Origin of the sequence: Bradyrhizobium sp. NBAIM14 (assembly GCF_020193895.1) — a bacterium.
Classification (GTDB): Bacteria; Pseudomonadota; Alphaproteobacteria; order Rhizobiales; family Xanthobacteraceae; genus Bradyrhizobium; species Bradyrhizobium yuanmingense.
Map to the genome: position 1 here is coordinate 45,516 of NZ_JADYVQ010000021.1, position 19,496 is coordinate 65,011.

19 protein-coding genes are annotated in these 19,496 nt (G+C 64.8%); 9 read left to right on the top strand and 10 right to left on the bottom strand.

Features of this window, described 5'->3' with window-relative positions; translation table 11 throughout:
* Positions 1–76 precede the first annotated feature (76 nt).
* From I6F28_RS31825 to I6F28_RS31835, 3 genes are all read left to right on the top strand, one after another.
* Positions 77–1,837, top strand: a complete 1,761-nt coding sequence (locus tag I6F28_RS31825) for a flavin-containing monooxygenase (protein ID WP_225142858.1) — start codon at positions 77–79, stop codon at positions 1,835–1,837.
* 143 nt (positions 1,838–1,980) lie between these two features.
* Positions 1,981–2,958 (top strand): peptidyl-alpha-hydroxyglycine alpha-amidating lyase family protein, encoded by a 978-nt coding sequence (locus I6F28_RS31830; RefSeq protein ID WP_225142859.1) that lies wholly within the window; start codon positions 1,981–1,983, stop codon positions 2,956–2,958.
* Between the two features lie 200 nt (positions 2,959–3,158).
* The gene (locus I6F28_RS31835; RefSeq protein WP_057028390.1) at positions 3,159–3,716 is read left to right on the top strand and encodes an HNH endonuclease; all 558 of its coding nucleotides are present in this window, start codon (positions 3,159–3,161) and stop codon (positions 3,714–3,716) included.
* Between the two features lie 20 nt (positions 3,717–3,736).
* Here I6F28_RS31835 and I6F28_RS31840 read toward each other — a convergent pair whose 3' ends face one another.
* Positions 3,737–4,618: a DMT family transporter gene (locus I6F28_RS31840; protein ID WP_157286813.1), complete on the bottom strand. Its 882-nt coding sequence runs from the start codon at positions 4,616–4,618 to the stop codon at positions 3,737–3,739.
* A gap of 178 nt (positions 4,619–4,796) precedes the next feature.
* Here I6F28_RS31840 and I6F28_RS31845 point away from each other — a divergent pair, with 178 nt between their 5' ends.
* Entirely contained in the window at positions 4,797–5,018 is a 222-nt protein-coding gene (locus I6F28_RS31845; RefSeq protein WP_036020706.1) for a dodecin, read from the top strand.
* A 173-nt stretch (positions 5,019–5,191) separates the two neighbouring features.
* Positions 5,192–7,096, top strand: coding sequence for a sensor domain-containing diguanylate cyclase (locus I6F28_RS31850; protein ID WP_225142864.1), 1,905 nt, complete (start codon positions 5,192–5,194; stop codon positions 7,094–7,096).
* Positions 7,097–7,125: 29 nt separating this feature from the next.
* Here the strand turns inward: I6F28_RS31850 and I6F28_RS31855 are convergent, their stop codons facing one another.
* The 6 genes from I6F28_RS31855 to I6F28_RS31880 all read right to left on the bottom strand — a co-directional run bounded on the left by I6F28_RS31855 (position 7,126) and on the right by I6F28_RS31880 (position 14,423).
* Entirely contained in the window at positions 7,126–8,094 is a 969-nt protein-coding gene (locus tag I6F28_RS31855; protein ID WP_035996776.1) for an ABC transporter ATP-binding protein, read from the bottom strand.
* Entirely contained in the window at positions 8,091–9,086 is a 996-nt protein-coding gene (locus I6F28_RS31860; protein ID WP_035996773.1) for an ABC transporter ATP-binding protein, read from the bottom strand. Before I6F28_RS31860 ends, I6F28_RS31855 begins: the two co-directional genes overlap by 4 nt.
* The gene (locus I6F28_RS31865; protein WP_035996800.1) at positions 9,086–10,003 is read right to left on the bottom strand and encodes an ABC transporter permease; all 918 of its coding nucleotides are present in this window, start codon (positions 10,001–10,003) and stop codon (positions 9,086–9,088) included. The genes I6F28_RS31860 and I6F28_RS31865 overlap by 1 nt, the downstream gene beginning before the upstream one ends.
* A complete protein-coding gene (locus I6F28_RS31870) occupies positions 9,969–10,928 on the bottom strand; it encodes an ABC transporter permease (protein WP_025033623.1) in 960 nt (319 codons plus the stop codon). Before I6F28_RS31870 ends, I6F28_RS31865 begins: the two co-directional genes overlap by 35 nt.
* Before the next feature lie 26 nt (positions 10,929–10,954).
* Positions 10,955–12,745 (bottom strand): peptide ABC transporter substrate-binding protein, encoded by a 1,791-nt coding sequence (locus tag I6F28_RS31875; protein ID WP_225142867.1) that lies wholly within the window; start codon positions 12,743–12,745, stop codon positions 10,955–10,957.
* A gap of 259 nt (positions 12,746–13,004) precedes the next feature.
* Positions 13,005–14,423: a M20 family metallopeptidase gene (locus tag I6F28_RS31880; protein WP_035996763.1), complete on the bottom strand. Its 1,419-nt coding sequence runs from the start codon at positions 14,421–14,423 to the stop codon at positions 13,005–13,007.
* A 264-nt stretch (positions 14,424–14,687) separates the two neighbouring features.
* Here I6F28_RS31880 and I6F28_RS31885 point away from each other — a divergent pair, with 264 nt between their 5' ends.
* From I6F28_RS31885 to I6F28_RS31895, 3 genes are all read left to right on the top strand, one after another.
* On the top strand, positions 14,688–15,659 hold the full coding sequence (locus tag I6F28_RS31885) for a S1C family serine protease (RefSeq protein WP_225113025.1): 972 nt from the start codon (positions 14,688–14,690) through the stop codon (positions 15,657–15,659).
* A gap of 26 nt (positions 15,660–15,685) precedes the next feature.
* Positions 15,686–16,756 (top strand): carboxylesterase family protein, encoded by a 1,071-nt coding sequence (locus tag I6F28_RS31890; RefSeq protein ID WP_225142869.1) that lies wholly within the window; start codon positions 15,686–15,688, stop codon positions 16,754–16,756.
* A gap of 81 nt (positions 16,757–16,837) precedes the next feature.
* Positions 16,838–17,044, top strand: coding sequence for a hypothetical protein (locus I6F28_RS31895; RefSeq protein ID WP_035996755.1), 207 nt, complete (start codon positions 16,838–16,840; stop codon positions 17,042–17,044).
* 80 nt (positions 17,045–17,124) lie between these two features.
* Here the strand turns inward: I6F28_RS31895 and I6F28_RS31900 are convergent, their stop codons facing one another.
* From I6F28_RS31900 to I6F28_RS31910, 3 genes are all read right to left on the bottom strand, one after another.
* Positions 17,125–17,784 carry a DsbA family protein gene (locus I6F28_RS31900; protein WP_225142871.1) on the bottom strand — a complete coding sequence of 220 codons (660 nt, stop codon included), beginning with the start codon at positions 17,782–17,784 and terminating at the stop codon, positions 17,125–17,127.
* A 111-nt stretch (positions 17,785–17,895) separates the two neighbouring features.
* Entirely contained in the window at positions 17,896–18,339 is a 444-nt protein-coding gene (locus I6F28_RS31905) for a PaaI family thioesterase (protein WP_035996753.1), read from the bottom strand.
* Between the two features lie 3 nt (positions 18,340–18,342).
* Positions 18,343–18,771, bottom strand: coding sequence for an acyl-CoA thioesterase (locus I6F28_RS31910; RefSeq protein WP_035996751.1), 429 nt, complete (start codon positions 18,769–18,771; stop codon positions 18,343–18,345).
* Between the two features lie 107 nt (positions 18,772–18,878).
* On the opposite strand from I6F28_RS31910, the gene I6F28_RS31915 reads away from it, so the two are divergent.
* Positions 18,879–19,427 (top strand): TetR/AcrR family transcriptional regulator, encoded by a 549-nt coding sequence (locus tag I6F28_RS31915; RefSeq protein WP_035996748.1) that lies wholly within the window; start codon positions 18,879–18,881, stop codon positions 19,425–19,427.
* Positions 19,428–19,496: the final 69 nt, after the last annotated feature.

A 19,496-nucleotide genomic window follows, 5' to 3' on the forward strand; every position in this document is an offset into this window, starting at 1 on the left:
GGCTTTTGGCGGTCGGCGAAACCGTATAGCGTTCGATCTCTGAGGAAACGCCGCGAAGACGGCCATGAGGTCGCGCATGCTGGACCGGACGCAGGATATTTCCATCGCCGCACAGGCGTGGCTCGACGACTTCGAGCGCACCTTAAGCAGACCTGATCCCGCGACGCTGGGCCCGCTCTTCCTCGCCGACGGCTTCTGGCGCGACGTGCTGGCGCTGAGCTGGAACCTGCAGACCATCGCGGGCCGCGATGCGATCGCGCAGGAGCTTGCGGCGCGCGCGCCCAAGGCGGCGCCCAGCAATTTCAAGATCGCGCCGAACCGGGCGCCGCCGCGCTGGGTGACGCGCGCCGGCACCAACAACATCGAAGCGATCTTCAATTTTGAGACCGCGCTCGGCCGCGGCAGCGGCATTGTCCGGCTCATTCCCGACGGCCCTGACGACAGCCTGAAAGCCTGGACGCTGCTCACCGCGCTCGACGAATTGAAAGGCTTCGAGGAACAGCTCGGCACCTCGCGGCCGCGGGGGCAGGCCTATTCTCGCGACTTCCGCGGGCCGAACTGGCTCGACCAGCGCAACGCTGCGCGCGCCTATGCCGACCACGATCCGGCCGTGCTGGTGGTCGGCGGTGGCCAGGCCGGGCTCGCGATTGCCGCGCGGCTGAAGCAGCTGAACGTCGACACCCTGATCGTCGATCGCGAGATGCGGATCGGCGACAATTGGCGCAAGCGCTATCACGCGCTGACCCTGCACAACCAGGTGCAGGTGAATCACCTGCCCTATATGCCGTTTCCGCCGAACTGGCCGGTCTATATCCCCAAGGACAAGCTCGCCAACTGGTTCGAGGCCTATGTCGATGCGATGGAGCTGAACTTCTGGACCGGCACCGAGTTCGAGGGCGGGGCCTATGACGAGGCCAAGGGCCACTGGACCGTCACGCTGCGGCGCGCCGACGGCAGCAAGCGCACCATGCATCCGCGCCATGTGATCATGGCGACCGGCGTCAGCGGCATCGCCAACATTCCCGACATTGCGACCCTCGACAATTTCAAGGGGACGCTGGTGCATTCCAGCGGCTACGAGGACGGCGAGAACTGGACCGGCAAGCGCGCCATCGTCCTCGGCACCGGCAACAGCGGTCACGACATCGCGCAGGATCTTCATTCCAGCGGCGCCGAGGTGACGCTGGTGCAGCGCTCGCCCACACTCGTGACCAATATCGAACCGTCGGCGCAGCTCGCTTATGCGACCTACAACGAGGGCACGCTAGAGGACAACGATCTGATTGCGGCCTCGATGCCGACGCCGCTCGCGAAGAAGACGCATGTGATGCTGACCGAGCAATCCAAGCAGCTCGACAAGGAGCTACTCGACGGCCTCGCGCGCGTCGGCTTCAAGCTCGATTTCGGCGAAGCCGGCACCGGCTGGCAGTTCAAATACCTCACCCGCGGCGGCGGCTATTACTTCAACGTCGGCTGCTCCAACCTGATCGTCGAGGGCAAGATCAGCCTCAGGCAGTTCTCCGACATCGAAAGCTTCAACGCTGAGGGCGCGCGGATGAAGGACGGCTCGATCATTACCGCCGACCTGGTCGTGCTCTCGACCGGCTACAAGCCGCAGGAATATCTGGTGCGCAAGCTGTTCGGCGACGGCATCGCCGACCGCGTCGGGCCGATCTGGGGTTTTGGCGACGGCTTCGAGCTGCGCAACATGTATGCGCGCACCAGGCAGCCCGGCCTCTGGTTCATCGCCGGGAGCCTGGCGCAATGCCGGATCAACTCGAAATATCTGGCGCTGCAGATCAAGGCGATCGAGGAAGGGATTTTGGCACGAATATAGCTACAGCCGTCATTCCGGGGCGCGCGAAGCGCGAACCCGGAATCCATCTAACCACAGAGTATGCTGCCCAATGGATTCTCAGATGCGCAATTGCGCATCATGGTCACGCTTCGCGCGCCCCGGAATGACAAGAGGAGAGATCAATGCCAGCCATTCTCGGCACCGGCGAGCACCGCTACCGCGTCGTCGACAACTTCGCGAAATTGCCGGACGGCTGGCAACTCACCGACGTCGCCTCGGTCGCGGTCGACAGCAAGGACCGCGTCTACGTCTTCAACCGCGGCGCCCACCCGATGGTGGTGCTGGACCGCGACGGCAATTTCCTGCGCAGTTGGGGCGAAGGACTGTTTTCCCGCGCGCACGGCCTGCACATCGACGCCGACGACAATCTCTATTGCACCGACGACGGCGACCATACCGTGCGCAAATGCACCGCCGACGGCAAGGTGCTGCTGACGATCGGCATCCCGGCAAAGCCGGCGCCGTTCATGAGCGGCGAGCCGTTCCACCGCTGCACCCACACCGCGCTGTCGCCGAAGGGCGAGATCTACGTCTCCGACGGCTATGGCAATGCGCGCGTGCACAAATTCACGCCCGACGGCAAGCTGATCAAGAGCTGGGGCGAGCCGGGCACTGATCCCGGTCAGTTCAATATCGTGCACAATATCGCCACCGATGCCGACGGCTGGGTCTATGTCGCCGATCGCGAGAACCACCGCGTCCAGGTGTTCGACGGCGAGGGCAAATACGAGACGCAGTGGAACAATCTGCACCGACCCTGCGCGCTGTGCTATTGCGGCGGGGCCAAAAGCCCGACCTTCGTGATCGGCGAGCTCGGCCCCGGCCTCGCCATCAACCGCAATGTACCCAATCTCGGCCCGCGGCTGTCGATCGTGGACACCAAGGGAAATCGCATCGCGCGGCTCGGCGGCGAGGAGGGGCCGGGCGTCGCCAGCGGCATATTCCTGGCGCCGCACGGCATCGCGCTGGACTCGAAGGGCGATATCTATGTCGGCGAGGTCGGCGTCACCAATTGGGAGACCAGCTTTCCGGACGAGGAGATGCCGGCCGCGGTGCGCGCGACGCGCTGCCTGCAGAAGCTGGAGCGGGTACGGGAGTAGCTGCCATGGCAACGGCAGCCCATGCTGGGGCGGTTCCGCGCGCCCCCTGGATCGCGGCTTTTTGAGCACGTTTGCCACCCCGCCGCCGCATTGCTTGCGCTTGAATAAGTCGCTCAACGGGCTTCACAATCCCGTCACGCTGCATGTAGTATGTCACTACATGCTGCTTCGCAGCGTATATTGGAGGCCGGGAGCGTTACTTGAACGCACATGTCTCGCAAGGCAGTTGGCCGGTGTTGGTGCTGAATGCGGACTTCCGGCCGCTGAGTTACTACCCACTGTCGTTGTGGTCGTGGCAAGACGCGATCAAGGCGGTGTTCCTCGACCGCGTCAACATCGTCGCACATTACGATCAGGCGGTTCGAAGTCCCACGCTCGAAATGCAGCTGCCCAGCGTCGTCTCGCTCAAATCCTTCGTCAAGCCGACCACCCACCCCGCCTTCACCCGCTTCAACGTCTTCCTGCGCGATCGTTTCGCCTGCCAATATTGCGGCTCGCCCGAAGACCTCACCTTCGATCACATCATCCCGCGCAGCAAAGGCGGCCAGACCACCTGGGAGAACGTGGTCGCGGCGTGCTCGCCGTGTAATTTGCGCAAGGGCAATCTCACACCGGCGCAGTCCAAAATGTTTCCGCGCCAGACCGCGTTCGCGCCCACCGTGCACCAGCTCCACCGCAACGGCCGGCTGTTTCCGCCGAACTATCTGCACGACAGCTGGCTGGACTATCTGTACTGGGATACGGAGCTGGATCCGTAGGTGCGAGCCAGCGCGCTCTGCTACCCCCGCTGCAACGCCAGCGTCACGCCGCCGAGCGTGAGCGCCATCGCCGTCCATTCGCGATAGCCGAGCGGCTCGCCGAGAATGATCGCCGCTGAGACGACGCCGATCACGGGCACGATCAGCATGCCGGTCGACGCCGTGGTTGGGGGCAGACGGCGCAGCGTCTCGAACCAGGTGACGTAGCAGAGGCCCATCGGCACCAGCGTCATGTAGACGAAGCAGCCGAGCCCCAGCGGAGTGATGGCGGTGACGTCAGGGCGCTCGAACAGCACGCCGAGGACCAGCATCGTGGCGCAGCCCAGCCCGACCTGCCAGGCGACGACGACCAGCGGCGGCATCGGCAGCGGCTTGCGGTTGAGCACATTGCCGAGCGCGAACAGGATGGCGCAGAGCAGTGCGAGCGCAATGCCGACCAGCTTGTCGGTGCTGAACGCAAGACCGTTGCCGCTCAGGAGCAGCGTGACGCCGGCAATGCCGAGGACAAGCCCGAGAACATCCCGTCGCGCCGGCCGCGTGTGCAGCACCGGCCAGGCGAACAGCATCGCCCAGATCGGCATCGTATAGGCGAGCAGTGCGCCCTCGCTCACGCTCACATATTTCATCGCGACCGTGCCGAGACCCATCCAGGCTAAGACGTTGGTGAAGGTCGCAAACAAGAGGCGCGGCACCGCCTCGCGCGGAACGGCGAAGGATTCCTTCCGGATCAGCACCAGGGTGCCGAGAATGAGCGAGGCGCAAACACCCGCAAGGCCGCGCGCGAACAAAGGCGGCCATTGCTGCAGCAGCAGCTTCATCAGCGGCCAGTTCAACGCCCAGCCGAACGCCGTTACGCACAGGCAGAGAGAGCCGATCGTCCTGTCGCGTCGCGCCGTGTCCATACCCAGCGCTTAGCAGGCCAGCGCCGGCCGCTCCACCTCGCCTGGTGCATGCGGGCCATCGCGGAGCAAGGAACCCGAAGCTCCCACGACCGTTCAGACCGTGGGCCAGGCATGCTCGCCTGCGCACGTTCCGCCATACGCATGTTTCGGATGGCAATATACCAAATGAGGGAAGGCCATGCCCACAGCCGAGCACGATCACGTCTACAAGATCCTGGACCTCGTCGGATCATCCGAGACCTCGATCGAGGATGCGATCAAGAACGCCATCAGCCGCGCCTCCAAGACCGTTCGCGAAATAAGATGGTTCGAGGTCGTGCAAACGCGCGGCCATGTCGAGAACGGCGCCGTGCGTCATTTTCAGGTGACGCTGCGCGTCGGCTTCACGTTGGAAGGATGAGACGTCAGGCCGCCCATCGCGCGGCGACACCACCATGAAAGCGGGCCGACGAGAGTGGAACTCGATGTCGGCCATGTTCCCGGTCGAGTACAGACCCCGCACAATCATCGCGGATATTGCAACAAGCCGTTAAGGCGAAAGTGAGAGGTTTGCTCCGATTTGGAGCAAGCCTGATGGTCACAAGCCGCGAACTCGGCAAGACGCGCCTTCCGCTCTGGGCGGCCGGATTCGTCGTGCTGACTTGCGTGGCTATCCTCGGCCTGAGTGCGTGGCGCGAATGGGAGGCGCGCAACGCCGATCTGAGGAACGCCGAAATCGACGTCACCAACCTCGCTCAGTCGCTGATCCAGCACGCGGACGACACGTTCGAGCTTGCCGATACGATTCTCGTCGGGCTGGTCCACCGGCTCGAGATCGACGGGATGGGCCCGGACACGATCATGAAGCTCCAGGCCTATCTGCCCACCCGCAAATCATCGGAACGCATCCGCGGCATCTTCATCTATGATGCGACCGGCCGCTGGCTCGCCACGACGGAGCACCTCGATTTCTCCAAGCTCAACAACAGCGACCGTGAATATTTCCAACGCCATCGCGATTCTACGGACACGGGCACGCTGATCGGGCGACCCGTCAAGAGCCGCTCCGGCGGTCAGTGGATCGTCACCGCATCCCGCCGGATCAACGATTCCGACGGCGGCTTCGCCGGCGTCGCCCTGCTCACGATCGACGTCAGCTATTTCGTCAAATTCTACGAGCGGTTCGACATCGGGCCGAACGGCTCGGCATCTCTGCTCAACGACAGCGGCATCATGCTGGCGCGCAGCCGTGACGAGAGCGGCGCCTTCGTCGGACGCGACCTGTCCGATGCGCCCTTGTTCAGAAGCTGGAAAAGCCGCCCCGCCGCAGCGGTCTATTACTTCAAATCGCCGCTCGATGGCGCGGAGCGGCTGAGCTACTACCAGCGCAGCAGCCGCTATCCCCTGATGGTGCTGGCGAGCAAGTCGCAGGCTGACGTGCTCGCCCCCTGGCGACGCGCGGCAGCAGCACGCATGAGCTTCGTCCTCGGACTCGTCCTCTTGATCGCGGTGATCGGCTACTATCTGGTCCGTCAGTTGCTGCAGCGGCAGCGCACGGCACAGGCCCTGGTCGCCAAGGAAGCCAATTTCCGCCTGCTGGCCGAGCAATCCAGCGACATGGTGACCCGCATCGGGCTGAATAACCGGTTGCTCTACGTCTCTCCCTCCTGCGCGCGCATCACCGGCTGGTCGGCCGAAGAACTGATGGGCACCTCGGCCCTGGCCGGCATTCACGCCGACGACATGGAACGAGTTGAGCAGGCCATCGCCGCGCTGAAGAATGGCGAGGCGGAGGAAGCGCGGTTCGTCTATCGGCAGCGTCATCGCGACAAAGGCGAGATCTGGGCCGAGGCGGCGCTACACGTCACCGTGGCGTCCGACAGCGGCGTGATCGACGGCGTCGTCGCGGTCGTGCGCGACATGACCGAGCAGAAGGATCTTCAGGACAGGCTCGCCTCGCTGGCAATCACTGACGGTCTCACCGGCCTCGCCAACCGTCGCGCCTTCGACGACCACCTTGCCGACGAATGGGCGCGGGCTCGGCGCGACGGAACCCAGCTCTCGCTGCTACTGATCGATGTCGATCATTTCAAGAAATTCAACGATCTCTATGGGCATCTGGCGGGCGACGCCTGCCTGCGCGCGCTGGCCCGGATTTTATCCGCCCAGGCCAGGCGTCCGGCCGACCTCGCGGCGCGCTATGGCGGCGAGGAATTCGCCGTGCTGCTGCCGAACACCGGTCCTGAAGGCTGCGCCGAGGTCGGCGAAGCGATTCGCCAGGCGCTGCTCGATCTCGCCATGCTGCACGCGCAAAATCCGCCTTCGCGGCTGGTGACTGCGAGCATCGGCGGCGCCGCGGCTCTTCCGTCCCAGACCGCGATGGACTCTAGTACGCTGGTCGCCGCCGCCGACCGTGCGCTCTACGTCGCCAAGGAGAGCGGCCGAGACCGGCTGGTGATGTCGGGCCAGGTGATAGCATGGCCCGCGAAAAGCGCGTGAGCTGATCGGCCGTCTACGGATTCATAGCACTACGCCAGATGGCACGCCACGAAATGGCCGCCCGCGCCCTCCTTCAGCGGCGGCGCGCTTTCCGCGCAGCGTGGCTGGGCGATCGGGCAGCGGGTGTGGAAGTGACACCCGGAGGGCGGCTTCATCGGGCTCGGCACGTCGCCCTTGAGGCGGATGCGCTCGCGCTTGAGTTTTGGATCTGGCACCGGCACCGCCGACAGTAGCGCCCTGGTGTAGGGATGCTGCGGGTTGCGGTAGAGGTCGCTGGCTTTCGCGAGCTCGACGATGCGGCCGAGATACATCACCGCGACGCGGTCGGAGATGTGCTCGACCACCGAGAGATCGTGCGCGACGAACAGATAGGTCAGGTTCAGCTCGGCCTGAAGGTCCTCCAGCAGGTTGATGACCTGGGCCTGGATCGACACGTCGAGCGCGGAGACCGGCTCGTCGCAGACGATCAGCTTCGGCTCGACCGCGAGCGCGCGCGCGATCACGATGCGCTGGCGCTGGCCGCCGGAGAATTCATGCGGATAGCGCCGCATGTGCTCGGCCTTGAGCCCGACCTTGACCAGAAGCCCCGCAACGCGCTCCTCGCGCTCTTTCGAGGAGGAGGCGAGATTGTGGATGGTAAAGGCCTCGCCGAGAATGGCCCCGACCGTCATGCGCGGATTGAGCGAGGCGAACGGATCCTGGAACACCAGCTGCATGTTCCGCCGCATCGCGCGCAGATCGTTGCCGCCGAGCTTGCGTACGTCCTGGCCGTCGAAGGTGACCTCGCCGTCGGTCGGCTCGATCAGGCGCAGCACGCAGCGCCCGGTCGTCGACTTGCCGCAACCGGATTCGCCGACGAGGCCGAGCGTCTCGCCGCGGTTGACCGAGAACGACACGCCGTCGACCGCATAGACGGTGCCGACCTGGCGCGACAAGAGGCCGCCGAGCACCGGGAAATGTTTCTTCAGGCCGCTGACGCGGAGCAAGGGCTCGCTCATGACGCGGCTCCCACGCTGGTATCTCCGAGATGACAGGCCATGCGGTGACCGGGCGCGATCTCGCGCAGCAGCGGCTCCTTCTCGGTGCAGACATTCATAGCGAACTTGCAGCGCGGCGCGAAGCGGCAGCCGGCCGGCGGGTTGATCAGGATCGGCACAGAGCCGCCGATCGCCTCGAGCCGCGTCTTGTGCTCGCTGTCGAGATCGATGCGCGGGATCGAGCGGATCAAGCCTTGCGTATAGGGGTGACGGGGATCGCCGAAGAGATCGTCGACGGGCGCCTCCTCCACCACCTTGCCGGCATACATCACGACGACGCGCTGCGCGGTCTCGGCGACGACGCCCATGGCATGGGTGATCAGCATCACCGCCATGCCGAAGCGGTCCTTCATGTCCTGCAACAGGTCGAGGATCTGCGCCTGGATGGTGACGTCGAGCGCGGTGGTGGGCTCGTCGGCGATGATCAGCTTCGGCTTGCAGGCGAGCGCCATCGCGATCATCACGCGCTGGCGCATGCCGCCGGAAAACTGATGCGGATAATTGTGCACGCGGCCTTCGGCGTTCGGGATCTGCACCAGTTTCAGCATCTCGATGGTGCGCTCGAGCGCCTGTTTCCTGGTCACCGCTTCGTGCCGCCGCAGGCTCTCTGCGATCTGCTCGCCGATGGTGAGCACCGGATTGAGCGAGGTCATCGGCTCCTGGAAGATGAAGCCGATCTCCTTCGCCCTGATCTCGTCGAGTTGGTTGCTGGTCAGCGGCACCAGATCGCGCCCCTCGAAGATGATCTGGCCCGCCGCGATCCGGCCCGGCGGCATCGCGATCAGCTTCAGGATCGACATCGCGGTCACGGTCTTGCCGCAGCCGGATTCGCCGACGACGCAGAGCGTCTCGCCCTTGTTGATGGAGATGTCGACACCGTCGACGGCCTGGAGGATGCCGTCGTCCGTGGAGAAGTGGGTTTTCAGGCCCTTGATCTCGAGCAGCGGCGCCATCAGATCACCCGTCGCGCATCGAGCGCGTCGCGCAGACCGTCGCCGATGAAGTTGATGGCCACCACCGCGACGAAGATCGCGCCGCCCGGAAACAGCGCCCAGTGCGGGCCGATGTCGAGAAAATCCTTGGCGTCAAACAGCAGCCGGCCCCAGGTCGGGGTATCCGGCGGGAAGCCGAGGCCGAGGAAGGACAGCGTCGATTCCGCGATGATCGCGGCGGCGACGTCGATGGTACCGGCGATGATCACCGGGCCGACCGCATTGGGCAGGATGTGCCGTACCACCTGCCGCACCGGACTGGCACCGAGCGCACGGGCGGCTTCGACGAACTCCTTTTCGCGGAGCGACAAGAACTGGGCACGCACCAGCCGGGCCACCGGCATCCAGCGCAGACCTCCGATCACGAGCACGATCAAGATGAAGATGCCGCCTTCGGGCCCGAACACCTGCTTCAGCCCGTCGCGGAACAGATAGATCAGCAGCAGCAGCAGCGGCAGCTGCGGCAGCGACAGGAACAGGTCGGTGAGCCACATCAATCCGTGTCCGAGCGCGCCGCGCGACATACCGGCGAGCGCGCCGATCACTGTGCCGATGATGACAGCGACCAGCATCGCGGCGAGCCCGACCGCGAGCGAGATGCGGCCGCCATAGATCATGCGCGCCAGAATGTCCTGGCCGAGATCGTCGGTGCCGAAGGGATGGGCGAGCGACGGACCCTGCAGGCCCGCGACGATGTCGATCTCGTTGATCTTCACACGCCACACGAACGGCCCAAGCACGACGGCGAGCACCAGGATGAGGAGCAGGACAGCGCTGACCACCGCGAGCCGGTGGCGGCTGTAACGCCGCCATGCTTCGCGCCAGGGCGAATAGGCGCGCCGCTCAGCGGAGGGAGATGCGAGGGTCAAGCCAGCCATAAAGCACGTCCGCGATGAGATTGAACAGCACCACGAGGCACGCGAAGACGAAGGTGACGGCCATCACCACCGGCGTGTCGTTGGAAAGGATGGAGGAGATCAGCAGCGAGCCGATGCCGGGAATGCGGAAGATCTGCTCGGTGACGATGGCGCCGCCGAACACCGCGGGCATCTGCAACGCGATCAGCGTGACCACGGGAATCATGGCGTTGCGCATCACGTGCTTGATGATCACCGTGGTCTGGCCGAGGCCCTTGGCCCGCGCCGTGGTGACGTAGTCGAGCCGGATGACGTCGAGCATCGCCGAGCGCACGAAGCGCGTCATCGACGCCGCTTGGAACAGGCCGAGCACCGCCACCGGCATGATCGCCTGACGGATCATCTCCAGCACCCAGCGGATGCCGGTGGCCTTGATGTCGGTGGTGTAGACGAAAGGCAGCCAGTCCAGCGTGACCGAGAAGATCAGGATGAACAGGATGCCGGTGAAGAAGGTCGGCAGCGAGAAGCCGACGAAGGCGAGCGTATTCGCGATCTGGTCGAACAGCGAATACGGCCTGGTCGCGGCATAGACGCCGACCGGAATCGCGATCAGCAGCGCCAGGATCTGCGCCGAGCCGATCACGTAGAGCGTGGCGGGCAGGCGCTGGAGGATCAGCGTGTCGACGTTCATCCGGCTGACGAAGGAGAAGCCCCAGTCGCCGTGCAGCATGGCGTTGAGCCAGTGCAGGTAGCGGAGGTAGATCGGATCGTCGAGACCGAACTTGGCCCGGAGTGCCGCCTGCACTTCGGGCGGCACGTTCGGATTGGTGGCCAGTTCGGAGAACGGATCGCCGGGCGCGAGCGCAAGCACGACGAACAGCACCAGCGAAATCGCCAGCAGGCTCGGAACGGCGATCAGGAGGCGACGCAGGACATACTGACTCATAGGGAAGAATCCCGTCTAGCCTGCGCTCATGCCTCCCGGTACCAGTCCTGAAGGTTATCGGTCCGATTGGCCCAGCCCGAGAGCGCCGGCCGCAACGTGTTGGAGCAGGCATCCACCAGCAGGCGATGCATCACCGGAATGAACACGGTGTCCTGCCACAACAGGTCGTTGCACTTGATGTAGAGCGCGGCGCGCTTGACTGGATCGGTCTCGGTCTCAGCCGCAGCAATGGCGTCATCATACTCCTTGTTGACGTAGCGCGGGAAGTTCTGCCCCTGCCATTTGTTCTCCTTGGTGGCCACATTGGCGGAGATGTAGCGCCGCATGTGCAGGGCCGGATCGGGCTGCGTCATCGGGATCTGGAACTCCTCGATGTCGGCATAGAACTTCGGATAGGTGTCCGGGTTGGCGACGTCAGACGAGAAGAAGACCGAGGCGACGACCGATTTCAGCTCCACGTCGATGCCGGCCTTCTGACAGGCCTGCTTGACGATGGCCTGGGTCTTCTGGCGCGGACCGTTGGTCGAGGTCTGGTACAGAAGCTTGAATTTCTTGCCGTCCTTCTCGCGGATGCCGTCGGCGCCGACCTTCCAGCCGGCGTCATCGAGCATCTTCGACGCCTTCTCGATGTTGAACTCCCACGAGGTGTTCTTGGAGACGAACTTCTCGGGGCCGTTGAGGTAGTTGGCCGTGGTGCGGCCGGCCCGACCATAGATCGCCTTCTTGACGGAGTCGCGGTCGACGAGCAGGGCGAGCGCCTTGCGCACGTTCGGATCGGAGAAGATCGGGTGCTTGGTCTTCATCGAGGACCGTTCGCCGTCGATCTCAGTGTTCGGATCGGTGAAGTTGATCGCGATGAACTCGATGTCGCCGCCGGTGGCATAGACGGTCTTGCCCTTCCCGCCCTTCTCCAGACGCAGCAGCACGTCGTCTTCGACCTGCATGTTCCAGGCGAAATCGAATTCGCCGGTCTGGATCACCGCGCGCGCCGCCGAGACGGCATCGCCGCCGCCCTTCATCTCGATCGTGTCGAAATGCGGACGGTTGGGCATGTGATAGTCGGGATTGAGCTCGCCGCGGACCACATCGCCCGGCTTGAACTCGACGAACTTGTAGGGACCGGTGCCCACCGGGGCAAGATTGTTCGGCGCCTCGCGGGACTTCGAGCCTTTGTAGTCGGCAAACAGATGCTTGGGGAGAACGCATCCATAAGCGCCGACGAACGCGTTGGCCCAGAACGGCGTCGGGGTCTTGAACAGGATGCGAATCGAAAGATCGCTGACCTTCTCGACCGTGATGTCACCATAGGTGCTGATGCTGACGGCAGCCGTGGCGGGATCGCTGGCGTATTGCCAGGTGAACACGAAGTCGTCGGCAGTCAGCGGCTTGCCATCGTGCCATTTGACTCCCGGCTTGATTTTCCAGACCACCGATTTGGCATCGGCGGCGAGACCGCCGTTTGCAAGCGAGGGAATCTCTGCCGCGAGGATCGGGTTGAGATTGCCGTCGGCGTCCCAGCTGGCGAGCGGTTCGTAGAAAAGCCGCGATCCGTCCTGGTCCTTGGTGCCGGTGGCGAAATGAGGATTGAGCAGCGTCGGCCCCTGCCACCACAGCACCTTGAGAGGGCCGCCGCCCCCGCGCTTGGTCGGCTTGTAGACCGCGGGGCTCTGCGCCATGGCAACGCCGCCGAGCGCGAGGAGCTGGTTGGCCAGGGGAGCGGTGAGACCGACCGCGGCGAGGCGCTTGACGAAGGCGCGGCGGTCCATCCGCCCGTCCTTCACCTGACCGATCATCAAACGCAGCTCTTTGTCCAGCATGGTTGTCCCCCGTCTGGTTCCGACATGGATGCAGGCGGCCGCTCGCGACCGCCGGGTTTGGCTGGCGGTAGATGGCACACCGAATGGGGTGCACGTCAACTGGGACCGTGTGTATGCAAACGGTCTATTGGCTGTCCGTTGGGCAAAATTGCGCTCCGCAGCCCATCCGTTCGGCAATCCAGCATCAAAATCTGCCGGATTGCGCGCTGCACTGCGGAAAATTTGTTCGCTGGATCAGACGAAGTATCGAGGCGAATTCCTACGCCACGGACATGTCGAGCGGCGGCGCGACGTGATCCGGCAACGGACAGACGTAAGGAGTGCGGGCCGTCCGCTTCTGGAGATCCGCCTTGGCAACCTTGATCAGCTCCGGTTCCGTCAACGCCTTGATGCCGAGACCTGCCATCGCCTTGGCGGCCTGCACCATGGCCTTGTGCGCGTGCGGGCTCTTGCCCTGCGCCACCACCTGCCAGGTGTGGAAGGGCGTGCCGATTGCAACCGTCGGTGCGTGCACCTGCACGGTCGGCACCACCCAGCTCACGTCGCCCACATCGGTGGAGCCGACCAGCGGATTGCGCTTGGCATCGAGCGGCACCAGGAAGTCGGCCAGCGGCCGATCGGTCGGCTCCATGCCGATCGCGTAATAGACCGAGGCGATATCCTTGTCGCTCAAGGTCGCACGGATCTGGCCGGCAAAGCTCTTGTCCGCATCGTCGAAATGCGGCGGTCCGAGCTCTTCCATGACCTGATGCAGCGCCTGCTCCAGCGGCGTGTTGGGCAGGATGTTGGAGACCGCGGAGATGATCTTCATCTCGACCTTGGTCTCGGTCATCAACGCCGCGCCTTGCGCGATCTTGGACACACGCTCGACCAACTCGTTCATGCCGGGAAGATCGCGCGCGCGGATCGAATAGCGCACGCGGGCATGGGCCTGCACCACGTTCGGCGCGATGCCGCCGGTGTCGAGCAGGGCATAGTGCACGCGCGCGTCGCTCGGCATGTGCTCGCGCATGTAGTTCACGCCGACATTCATCAATTCCACCGCATCGAGCGCCGAACGGCCAAGATGCGGCGAGGCCGCCGCATGCGAAGTGCGGCCGGTGAAGATGAAATCCGCGCGCGTATTCGCAAGCGAGGGCGTTACCGCCACCTCCCAGAAGCTGTGCGGGTGCCAGGTGATGGCGATGTCGGCGTCCTCGAACGCGCCGGAGCGCACCATGAAGGCCTTGGCCGCGCCGCCTTCCTCCGCCGGACAGCCGTAATAGCGCACGCGGCCGGGCACCTTGTTCTCGGCCAGCCAGTCCTTCACCGCGGTCGCGGCGAGCAGCGCTGCGGAACCGAGCAGGTTGTGACCGCAGCCATGGCCATGGCCGCCGGTCTCGATCGGGCGATGCTCGGCGACACCCGCCTCCTGGCTGAGGCCCGGCAGCGCGTCGTACTCGCCCATGAAGGCAATGACCGGACCGCCCTCGCCCCACTCGCCGATCAGCGCAGTCGGGATGCCGGCGACGTTCTCGGTGATGCGGAAGCCCTGATGACGCAGCTCGGCGAGATGCTCGGCGGCGGACCGCGCCTCGGTGTAGCAGACCTCAGGCATGCCCCAGACCCTGTCGCTGAGGTCGATGAAGCGTGCCTTGATCGTGTCGATGCCACGCCAGATGTCGCTGCGGTTGTCCATGCTTGTCGTCCGTGATCCCTTGGTCAAACGAGGCGGCAATGGTTAGCAGCTTCACTGCACGGCGCCTAGCACTGCGCCGGACAGCAGCCATGCGCCGGATCAGATGACGATGTGTTTCCGGGCCTTTCCAAGATTTCACGCGGCGTTCTCCCGAATAGTTGGGAACGAGGCTTTCAAGACGGTCTGCTCCGGCCTAAATTAGGCGTGCTTCGCGCGTCGCTCCGCCAGCCTTGCCGGAGCGATGCTCTCAGCCAGGAGAACTCCATGAGCGCTCTGACCGAATGGAGAGTGCCGCCGGCGAACCAGCCGCGGGCGAGCGACTATGGTTTCGATCTCGACCGCGCGCTCGGCTCCGTCGTCGGCCTGCACGCCATCATCCCTCCGGACGCCTTCAGTGCCGAGACGCTGGGCACCGAACGCGCCGGCAACGGCGTCGTGATCGATGACGGCCTGGTGCTCACGATAGGTTATCTCATCACTGAGGCAGAGTCGGTCTGGCTGCACCGCGCCGACGGACGAGTGGTGGAGGGCCATGCGCTCGGCTTCGATTCCGAGACCGGGTTCGGGCTGGTGCAGGCGCTCGGCCAGCTCGACATTGCGCCGCTGCCGCTCGGCTCGTCGGCGGCGACGCGGATCGGCGACCGCGTCGTGGTCGGCGGCGCCGGCGGACGCACGCGCTCGGTCGCGAGCCAGGTCGTGGCCAAGCAGGAATTCGCCGGTTACTGGGAATATCTGCTGGACGAGGCCATCTTCACCGCTCCCGCACATCCGAACTGGGGCGGTACGGCGCTGCTCAACGAACGCGGCGAGCTGATCGGCATCGGCTCGCTCCAGCTCGATCGCGAACGTGACGGCGAGGCCGAGCACGTCAACATGATCGTGCCGATCGACCTCCTGAAGCCGGTCCTGGAGGACTTGCGCAAGTTCGGCCGTGTCAACAAGCCGGCACGACCCTGGCTCGGACTCTATTCGACCGAGATCGACAACCGCGTGGTGGTGATCGGGATCTCCGCCAATGGCCCGGCCGCCCGCGCCGAGCTCAAGACCGGCGACGTCATTCTCGCCGTGAACGGTGACAGGGTGACGAGCCAGACCGCCTTCTACAAGAAAATGTGGGCGCTCGGCGCCGCCGGCGTCGACGTGCCGCTCACCGTTCATCACGAAGGCGTCACCTTCGACGTCACCGTGACGTCGACCGATCGCTTCAAGCTCCTGAAGGCGCCGAAGCTGCACTGATCCAAAAGGCTTTGAGGAAGCGGGCGATGACCGAGGCCGTGGTGGACGACATCGTGGCCGTGCTGCCGCCGCTGCTCAATGCGCTGGAAGCGCTCGGCTTCTTCCAGCGGCATCTGCATCCACCGGCCTTCGCCTCGGTGATGGATGCGATCGGCACGCCGGACGAGGCGCTGCAGACGGCGCACGGCGCAATCGGGGAATGGCCGGAGCAGTTCGGAGGCTTGCGCGACCGGCTCGATCGCGCCTGCGGCGAGACGCTCGCTGCCTTTGCCGGCATTCGTGAGGTCGAGCGTGGCCATGGCGATCTCGTCGCGGTGTTCCGCGCGCTGCGCCATGTCCCGCGCGCGCAGGAGGCGCTTTATCCGCTGGCGGCGCAGTTTCCGCCGGTGAGCAGCTTCTTCCTCAACGCTGCCAATCGCGACAATGCGGATTTGTTGCTGCGGCTCCAAGCCAGCGCGAGCCAAGATACCGGAATCTTCCACGACCGCAACGAGCCTGGCAGCCGCGGCGGCTTCTCGGTCTATGTCCCCGAATATTATGCGCCCGAGCGTGCCATGCCGCTGGTGATGGCGCTGCATGGCGGCAGCGGCAACGGACGCGGCTTTCTGTGGAGCTGGCTCCGCGACGCCCGCACTCTCGGGTCGATCCTGGTGGCGCCGACCGCGACCGGCCCGACCTGGGCGCTGATGGGCGACGACACCGACACACCGAACCTCATGCGCATCATCGATACTGTACGCGGCCGCTGGCGCATCGACCCCTCGCGCATGCTGCTGACCGGCATGAGCGACGGCGGCACCTTCTGCTACGTCACCGGCCTCGACGGCGCCTCGCCCTTCACGCATCTCGCCCCGGTTGCGGCGACCTTCCATCCGCTGATGGCGGAGATGGCCGACGCAACGCGCCTGCAAGGCTTGCCGGTCTTCATCACTCACGGCAAGCTCGACTGGATGTTTCCGGTGCAGACCGCACGGCAGACGCAGGCGGCGCTGTCCGCCGCCGGTGCCCAAGTTACCTATCGCGAGATCGACGACCTCAGCCACACCTATCCGCGCGAGATCAATTCGGAGCTGATGGAGTGGCTGAATGGAAAATGAACAACCTCTCCTTGGATGCGCCGCATAGTCGCGGAACCATCACTCCGGGCCGACGTTATCGCCCGTCACCGGAGGTTCGCCATGCAGACTTTTTTCGGAATGATTCTGGGCGCGTTGCTGCTTGCGGGCGGCGTCTACGTCTATGATTCCATGCAGACGTCGTCAGTCGCCAAAGGCGACATCGCGACCACCAACCGAACGATCGTGAACTGGGACGTCGCCAAGGCCGATTGGGATGCGCTGCGCGATCGCGCGCACAAGGACTGGGTCCGGATCTCGTCGAAGTAATTTCGTCCGATCGACATGAACGAGGCGCCGTCGCAGACCCGCGACGGCGCCTTTGTATTGCGTCCTGAAATATCGCCGGCTCAGTTCATCTTGGCCTTGCGGGCGTCGGCGATGACCTGCTCGAACTCGGTCATGCTGAGCGCGCCGGGCACGCGATACTTGCCGACGATGAAGGACGGGGTGCCCTGGAAGCCGAAAGCTTCAGCCTGCTCGTTGTTGCGCTTGAGGATGGCGTCGATGTCCTTGGCGTGGCCGGTGAGATCGCGCTTCAAGCGGTCCATGTCGACCCCGGCAGCCGCGAGCAGCTCGTTGATGCGCGGCTCGGTCAGGCGCGAGCTGACGCCGATCAGGGCGTCATGGGCCTGGTGATACTTGCCCTGGAACTTGGCCGCCAGCGCGCTCCGCGCCGCGGTGACCGAAACCGGCCCGAGGATCGGCCAGTCCTTCATGACCAGCCGCACCTTGCCGTCGTCCTGGACCACCTGGCGCAGCTCGGGCTCGAGCTTGCGGCAATAGGGACAATTGTAGTCGGACCATTCGACGATGGTGATGTTGCCGTCGGGATTGCCTGCGACCGGCGTGTCGGGATCGCGCAGCACCTTGGCTTCGGTCAGCACCTCGTCATCGCCGGTGGCGGCGCGCGCCGAAACGATCCCACCCACGGCGAGAGCGCCCGCTCCGATCAGCGTCAAGGCTGCGCGCCGGCTCGGCCCAAGGCCATTATTCCCAAATCCTGTCATATCGTCCCGTTCCGGTCCCGTCTTGCGGATATACGCCCGCGCACCGGTCATTGTTACGGGTCATATAGAATGCCGCGGGCGCGATTGCCACGCGAATCGCGTCCGGCTCGACTAAGCCGCCGGCAGCATCGCCATCAAGGTCCCGCTCATCATGGCGATCAGCGTGGTCTTGCCGTCATGCTCGGCGTAGGCCTTTGCCTCGCAGAAGGTCAGCGTGCGGCCGGGCTTGACCACTTCGGCCTTAAAGACGAAACGCTCGCCGCGGGCGGGCGCGAGCAGCGTGGTCTTGAATTCGACCGTGAGGATACCGGCCTCCGCCGGCATCAAGCTGAAGGCCGCAACGCCGCAGGCGTTGTCGAGCCCGGCCGTGATGATGCCGGCATGGATGAAACCGTTCTGCTGCGTGAAGGCCGGCGCATGCAGCATCGCCAGCTCGACCTCGCCCGGCGCGAGACGGACGATCACGATGCCGAGCGTGCGCATGGCCGGTTGGGCATCGAACATGGCGATGGCCGCCGCGCGATAGCCCGGGTTTTTCGGCTCGAAGGCAGTCATGGCTCACACCTCGGCTGGTTCGGCAAGATGCTTCAAGGCAGCTTCGCGAATGCAATCGGCGAACGGGGCGGACTTGCGGAGCTGACGGTCCATGTGCACGCCGGTGATCTCGCACGTCGCCGCGAGCTCGCCGGTCTCCGCATTCGTCATGTCGTGCCGGAAGCGGATCGACTTGTCCCTGATCTCGAGCAGATGGCTGCGGATCTCGACGATGTCGCCGGCGAGCAGCTCGCGCTTGTAGGCGATGTTCTGCTGCACCGCGGCCATGCCGCGGCCGGAGATGCGCAAATAGCTCGGCGTCAGGCCGAGACGAGCGAACAGATTCCAATTGGCCTCGTCGAACTTGCCGACATACCACATGATGTTCATGTGCCCGACATGGTCGCATTGCCACGGATAGACCGTGCCGCGATAGGTCGCCTCCTGCTCCATCGCATTTCCTCCCGCAATTTCGTCCTTGCTCGTTGATACGGTAGCGTATCAAACCCGTGTCACGTTAGCAATACGGCACCGTATCAAGACCGGGTGAGGCTTTCTTCATGAGCGACGGCAAGGGCGACGTCTGGGTCGAGGCTGGGTTTGCCGAGCTCGCCCGCGCGGGGGTGGAGGGCGTGCGGGTCGAGGTGCTCGCCAAGAATCTCGGCGTCACCAAGGGCGGCTTCTACCGGCGCTTCGCCGACCGCGCCGCACTGCTCGAGGCCATGCTCGAAGCCTGGCGCAAGGGCCGCATCGCCGCGATCGCGCAGCAGACGAGCCTCGACGGACAAGCGCCCCGCGAGCGGCTGAAGGCGGTGATCCAGCTTTATTCCGAGCGGCTCAATCCAGAAGGGATGGCGATCGAGCTCGCGATCCGGCAATGGGCCCGATCGGAGGACAACGCCGCGGCGGCGGTGGCGAGCGTCGACGCGGCGCGGCTCAGGCACGTCGGCGACCTCTATCGCGCAACCGGTCTTGCGGCCGAGGAGGCCGACGCGCAGGCCTTTCTGTTCTACTGCTTCATCTTCGGCCAGAGCCTGTTGTTCGTCGAGAGCGGTCCGCGCAAGCGGTCGCAGCTCGTGGCGAAATCTGCCGAGAAGCTGCTGGACTAAGCATGATCCGGACCCCCAGGGCCGGGTGAGCGCAGGTGTTCTGCCAAGATCATGCGCGAGAATTCAGGC

Excerpts from the sequence above, each read along its gene's own strand:
- I6F28_RS31885 (WP_225113025.1), top strand. The coding sequence starts at position 14,688 with ATGAGCGCTCTGACCGAATGGAGAGTGCCGCCGGCGAACCAGCCGCGG.
- I6F28_RS31855 (WP_035996776.1), bottom strand. The coding sequence starts at position 8,094 with ATGAGCGAGCCCTTGCTCCGCGTCAGCGGCCTGAAGAAACATTTCCCG.
- I6F28_RS31865 (WP_035996800.1), bottom strand. The coding sequence starts at position 10,003 with ATGGCTGGCTTGACCCTCGCATCTCCCTCCGCTGAGCGGCGCGCCTAT.
- I6F28_RS31900 (WP_225142871.1), bottom strand. The coding sequence starts at position 17,784 with ATGACAGGATTTGGGAATAATGGCCTTGGGCCGAGCCGGCGCGCAGCC.
- I6F28_RS31825 (WP_225142858.1), top strand. The coding sequence starts at position 77 with ATGCTGGACCGGACGCAGGATATTTCCATCGCCGCACAGGCGTGGCTC.
- I6F28_RS31890 (WP_225142869.1), top strand. The coding sequence starts at position 15,686 with ATGACCGAGGCCGTGGTGGACGACATCGTGGCCGTGCTGCCGCCGCTG.
- I6F28_RS31830 (WP_225142859.1), top strand. The coding sequence starts at position 1,981 with ATGCCAGCCATTCTCGGCACCGGCGAGCACCGCTACCGCGTCGTCGAC.
- I6F28_RS31915 (WP_035996748.1), top strand. The coding sequence starts at position 18,879 with ATGAGCGACGGCAAGGGCGACGTCTGGGTCGAGGCTGGGTTTGCCGAG.
- I6F28_RS31895 (WP_035996755.1), top strand. The coding sequence starts at position 16,838 with ATGCAGACTTTTTTCGGAATGATTCTGGGCGCGTTGCTGCTTGCGGGC.
- I6F28_RS31905 (WP_035996753.1), bottom strand. The coding sequence starts at position 18,339 with ATGACTGCCTTCGAGCCGAAAAACCCGGGCTATCGCGCGGCGGCCATC.
- I6F28_RS31845 (WP_036020706.1), top strand. The coding sequence starts at position 4,797 with ATGCCCACAGCCGAGCACGATCACGTCTACAAGATCCTGGACCTCGTC.
- I6F28_RS31880 (WP_035996763.1), bottom strand. The coding sequence starts at position 14,423 with ATGGACAACCGCAGCGACATCTGGCGTGGCATCGACACGATCAAGGCA.
- I6F28_RS31910 (WP_035996751.1), bottom strand. The coding sequence starts at position 18,771 with ATGGAGCAGGAGGCGACCTATCGCGGCACGGTCTATCCGTGGCAATGC.
- I6F28_RS31875 (WP_225142867.1), bottom strand. The coding sequence starts at position 12,745 with ATGCTGGACAAAGAGCTGCGTTTGATGATCGGTCAGGTGAAGGACGGG.
- I6F28_RS31860 (WP_035996773.1), bottom strand. The coding sequence starts at position 9,086 with ATGGCGCCGCTGCTCGAGATCAAGGGCCTGAAAACCCACTTCTCCACG.
- I6F28_RS31870 (WP_025033623.1), bottom strand. The coding sequence starts at position 10,928 with ATGAGTCAGTATGTCCTGCGTCGCCTCCTGATCGCCGTTCCGAGCCTG.
- I6F28_RS31840 (WP_157286813.1), bottom strand. The coding sequence starts at position 4,618 with ATGGACACGGCGCGACGCGACAGGACGATCGGCTCTCTCTGCCTGTGC.
- I6F28_RS31850 (WP_225142864.1), top strand. The coding sequence starts at position 5,192 with ATGGTCACAAGCCGCGAACTCGGCAAGACGCGCCTTCCGCTCTGGGCG.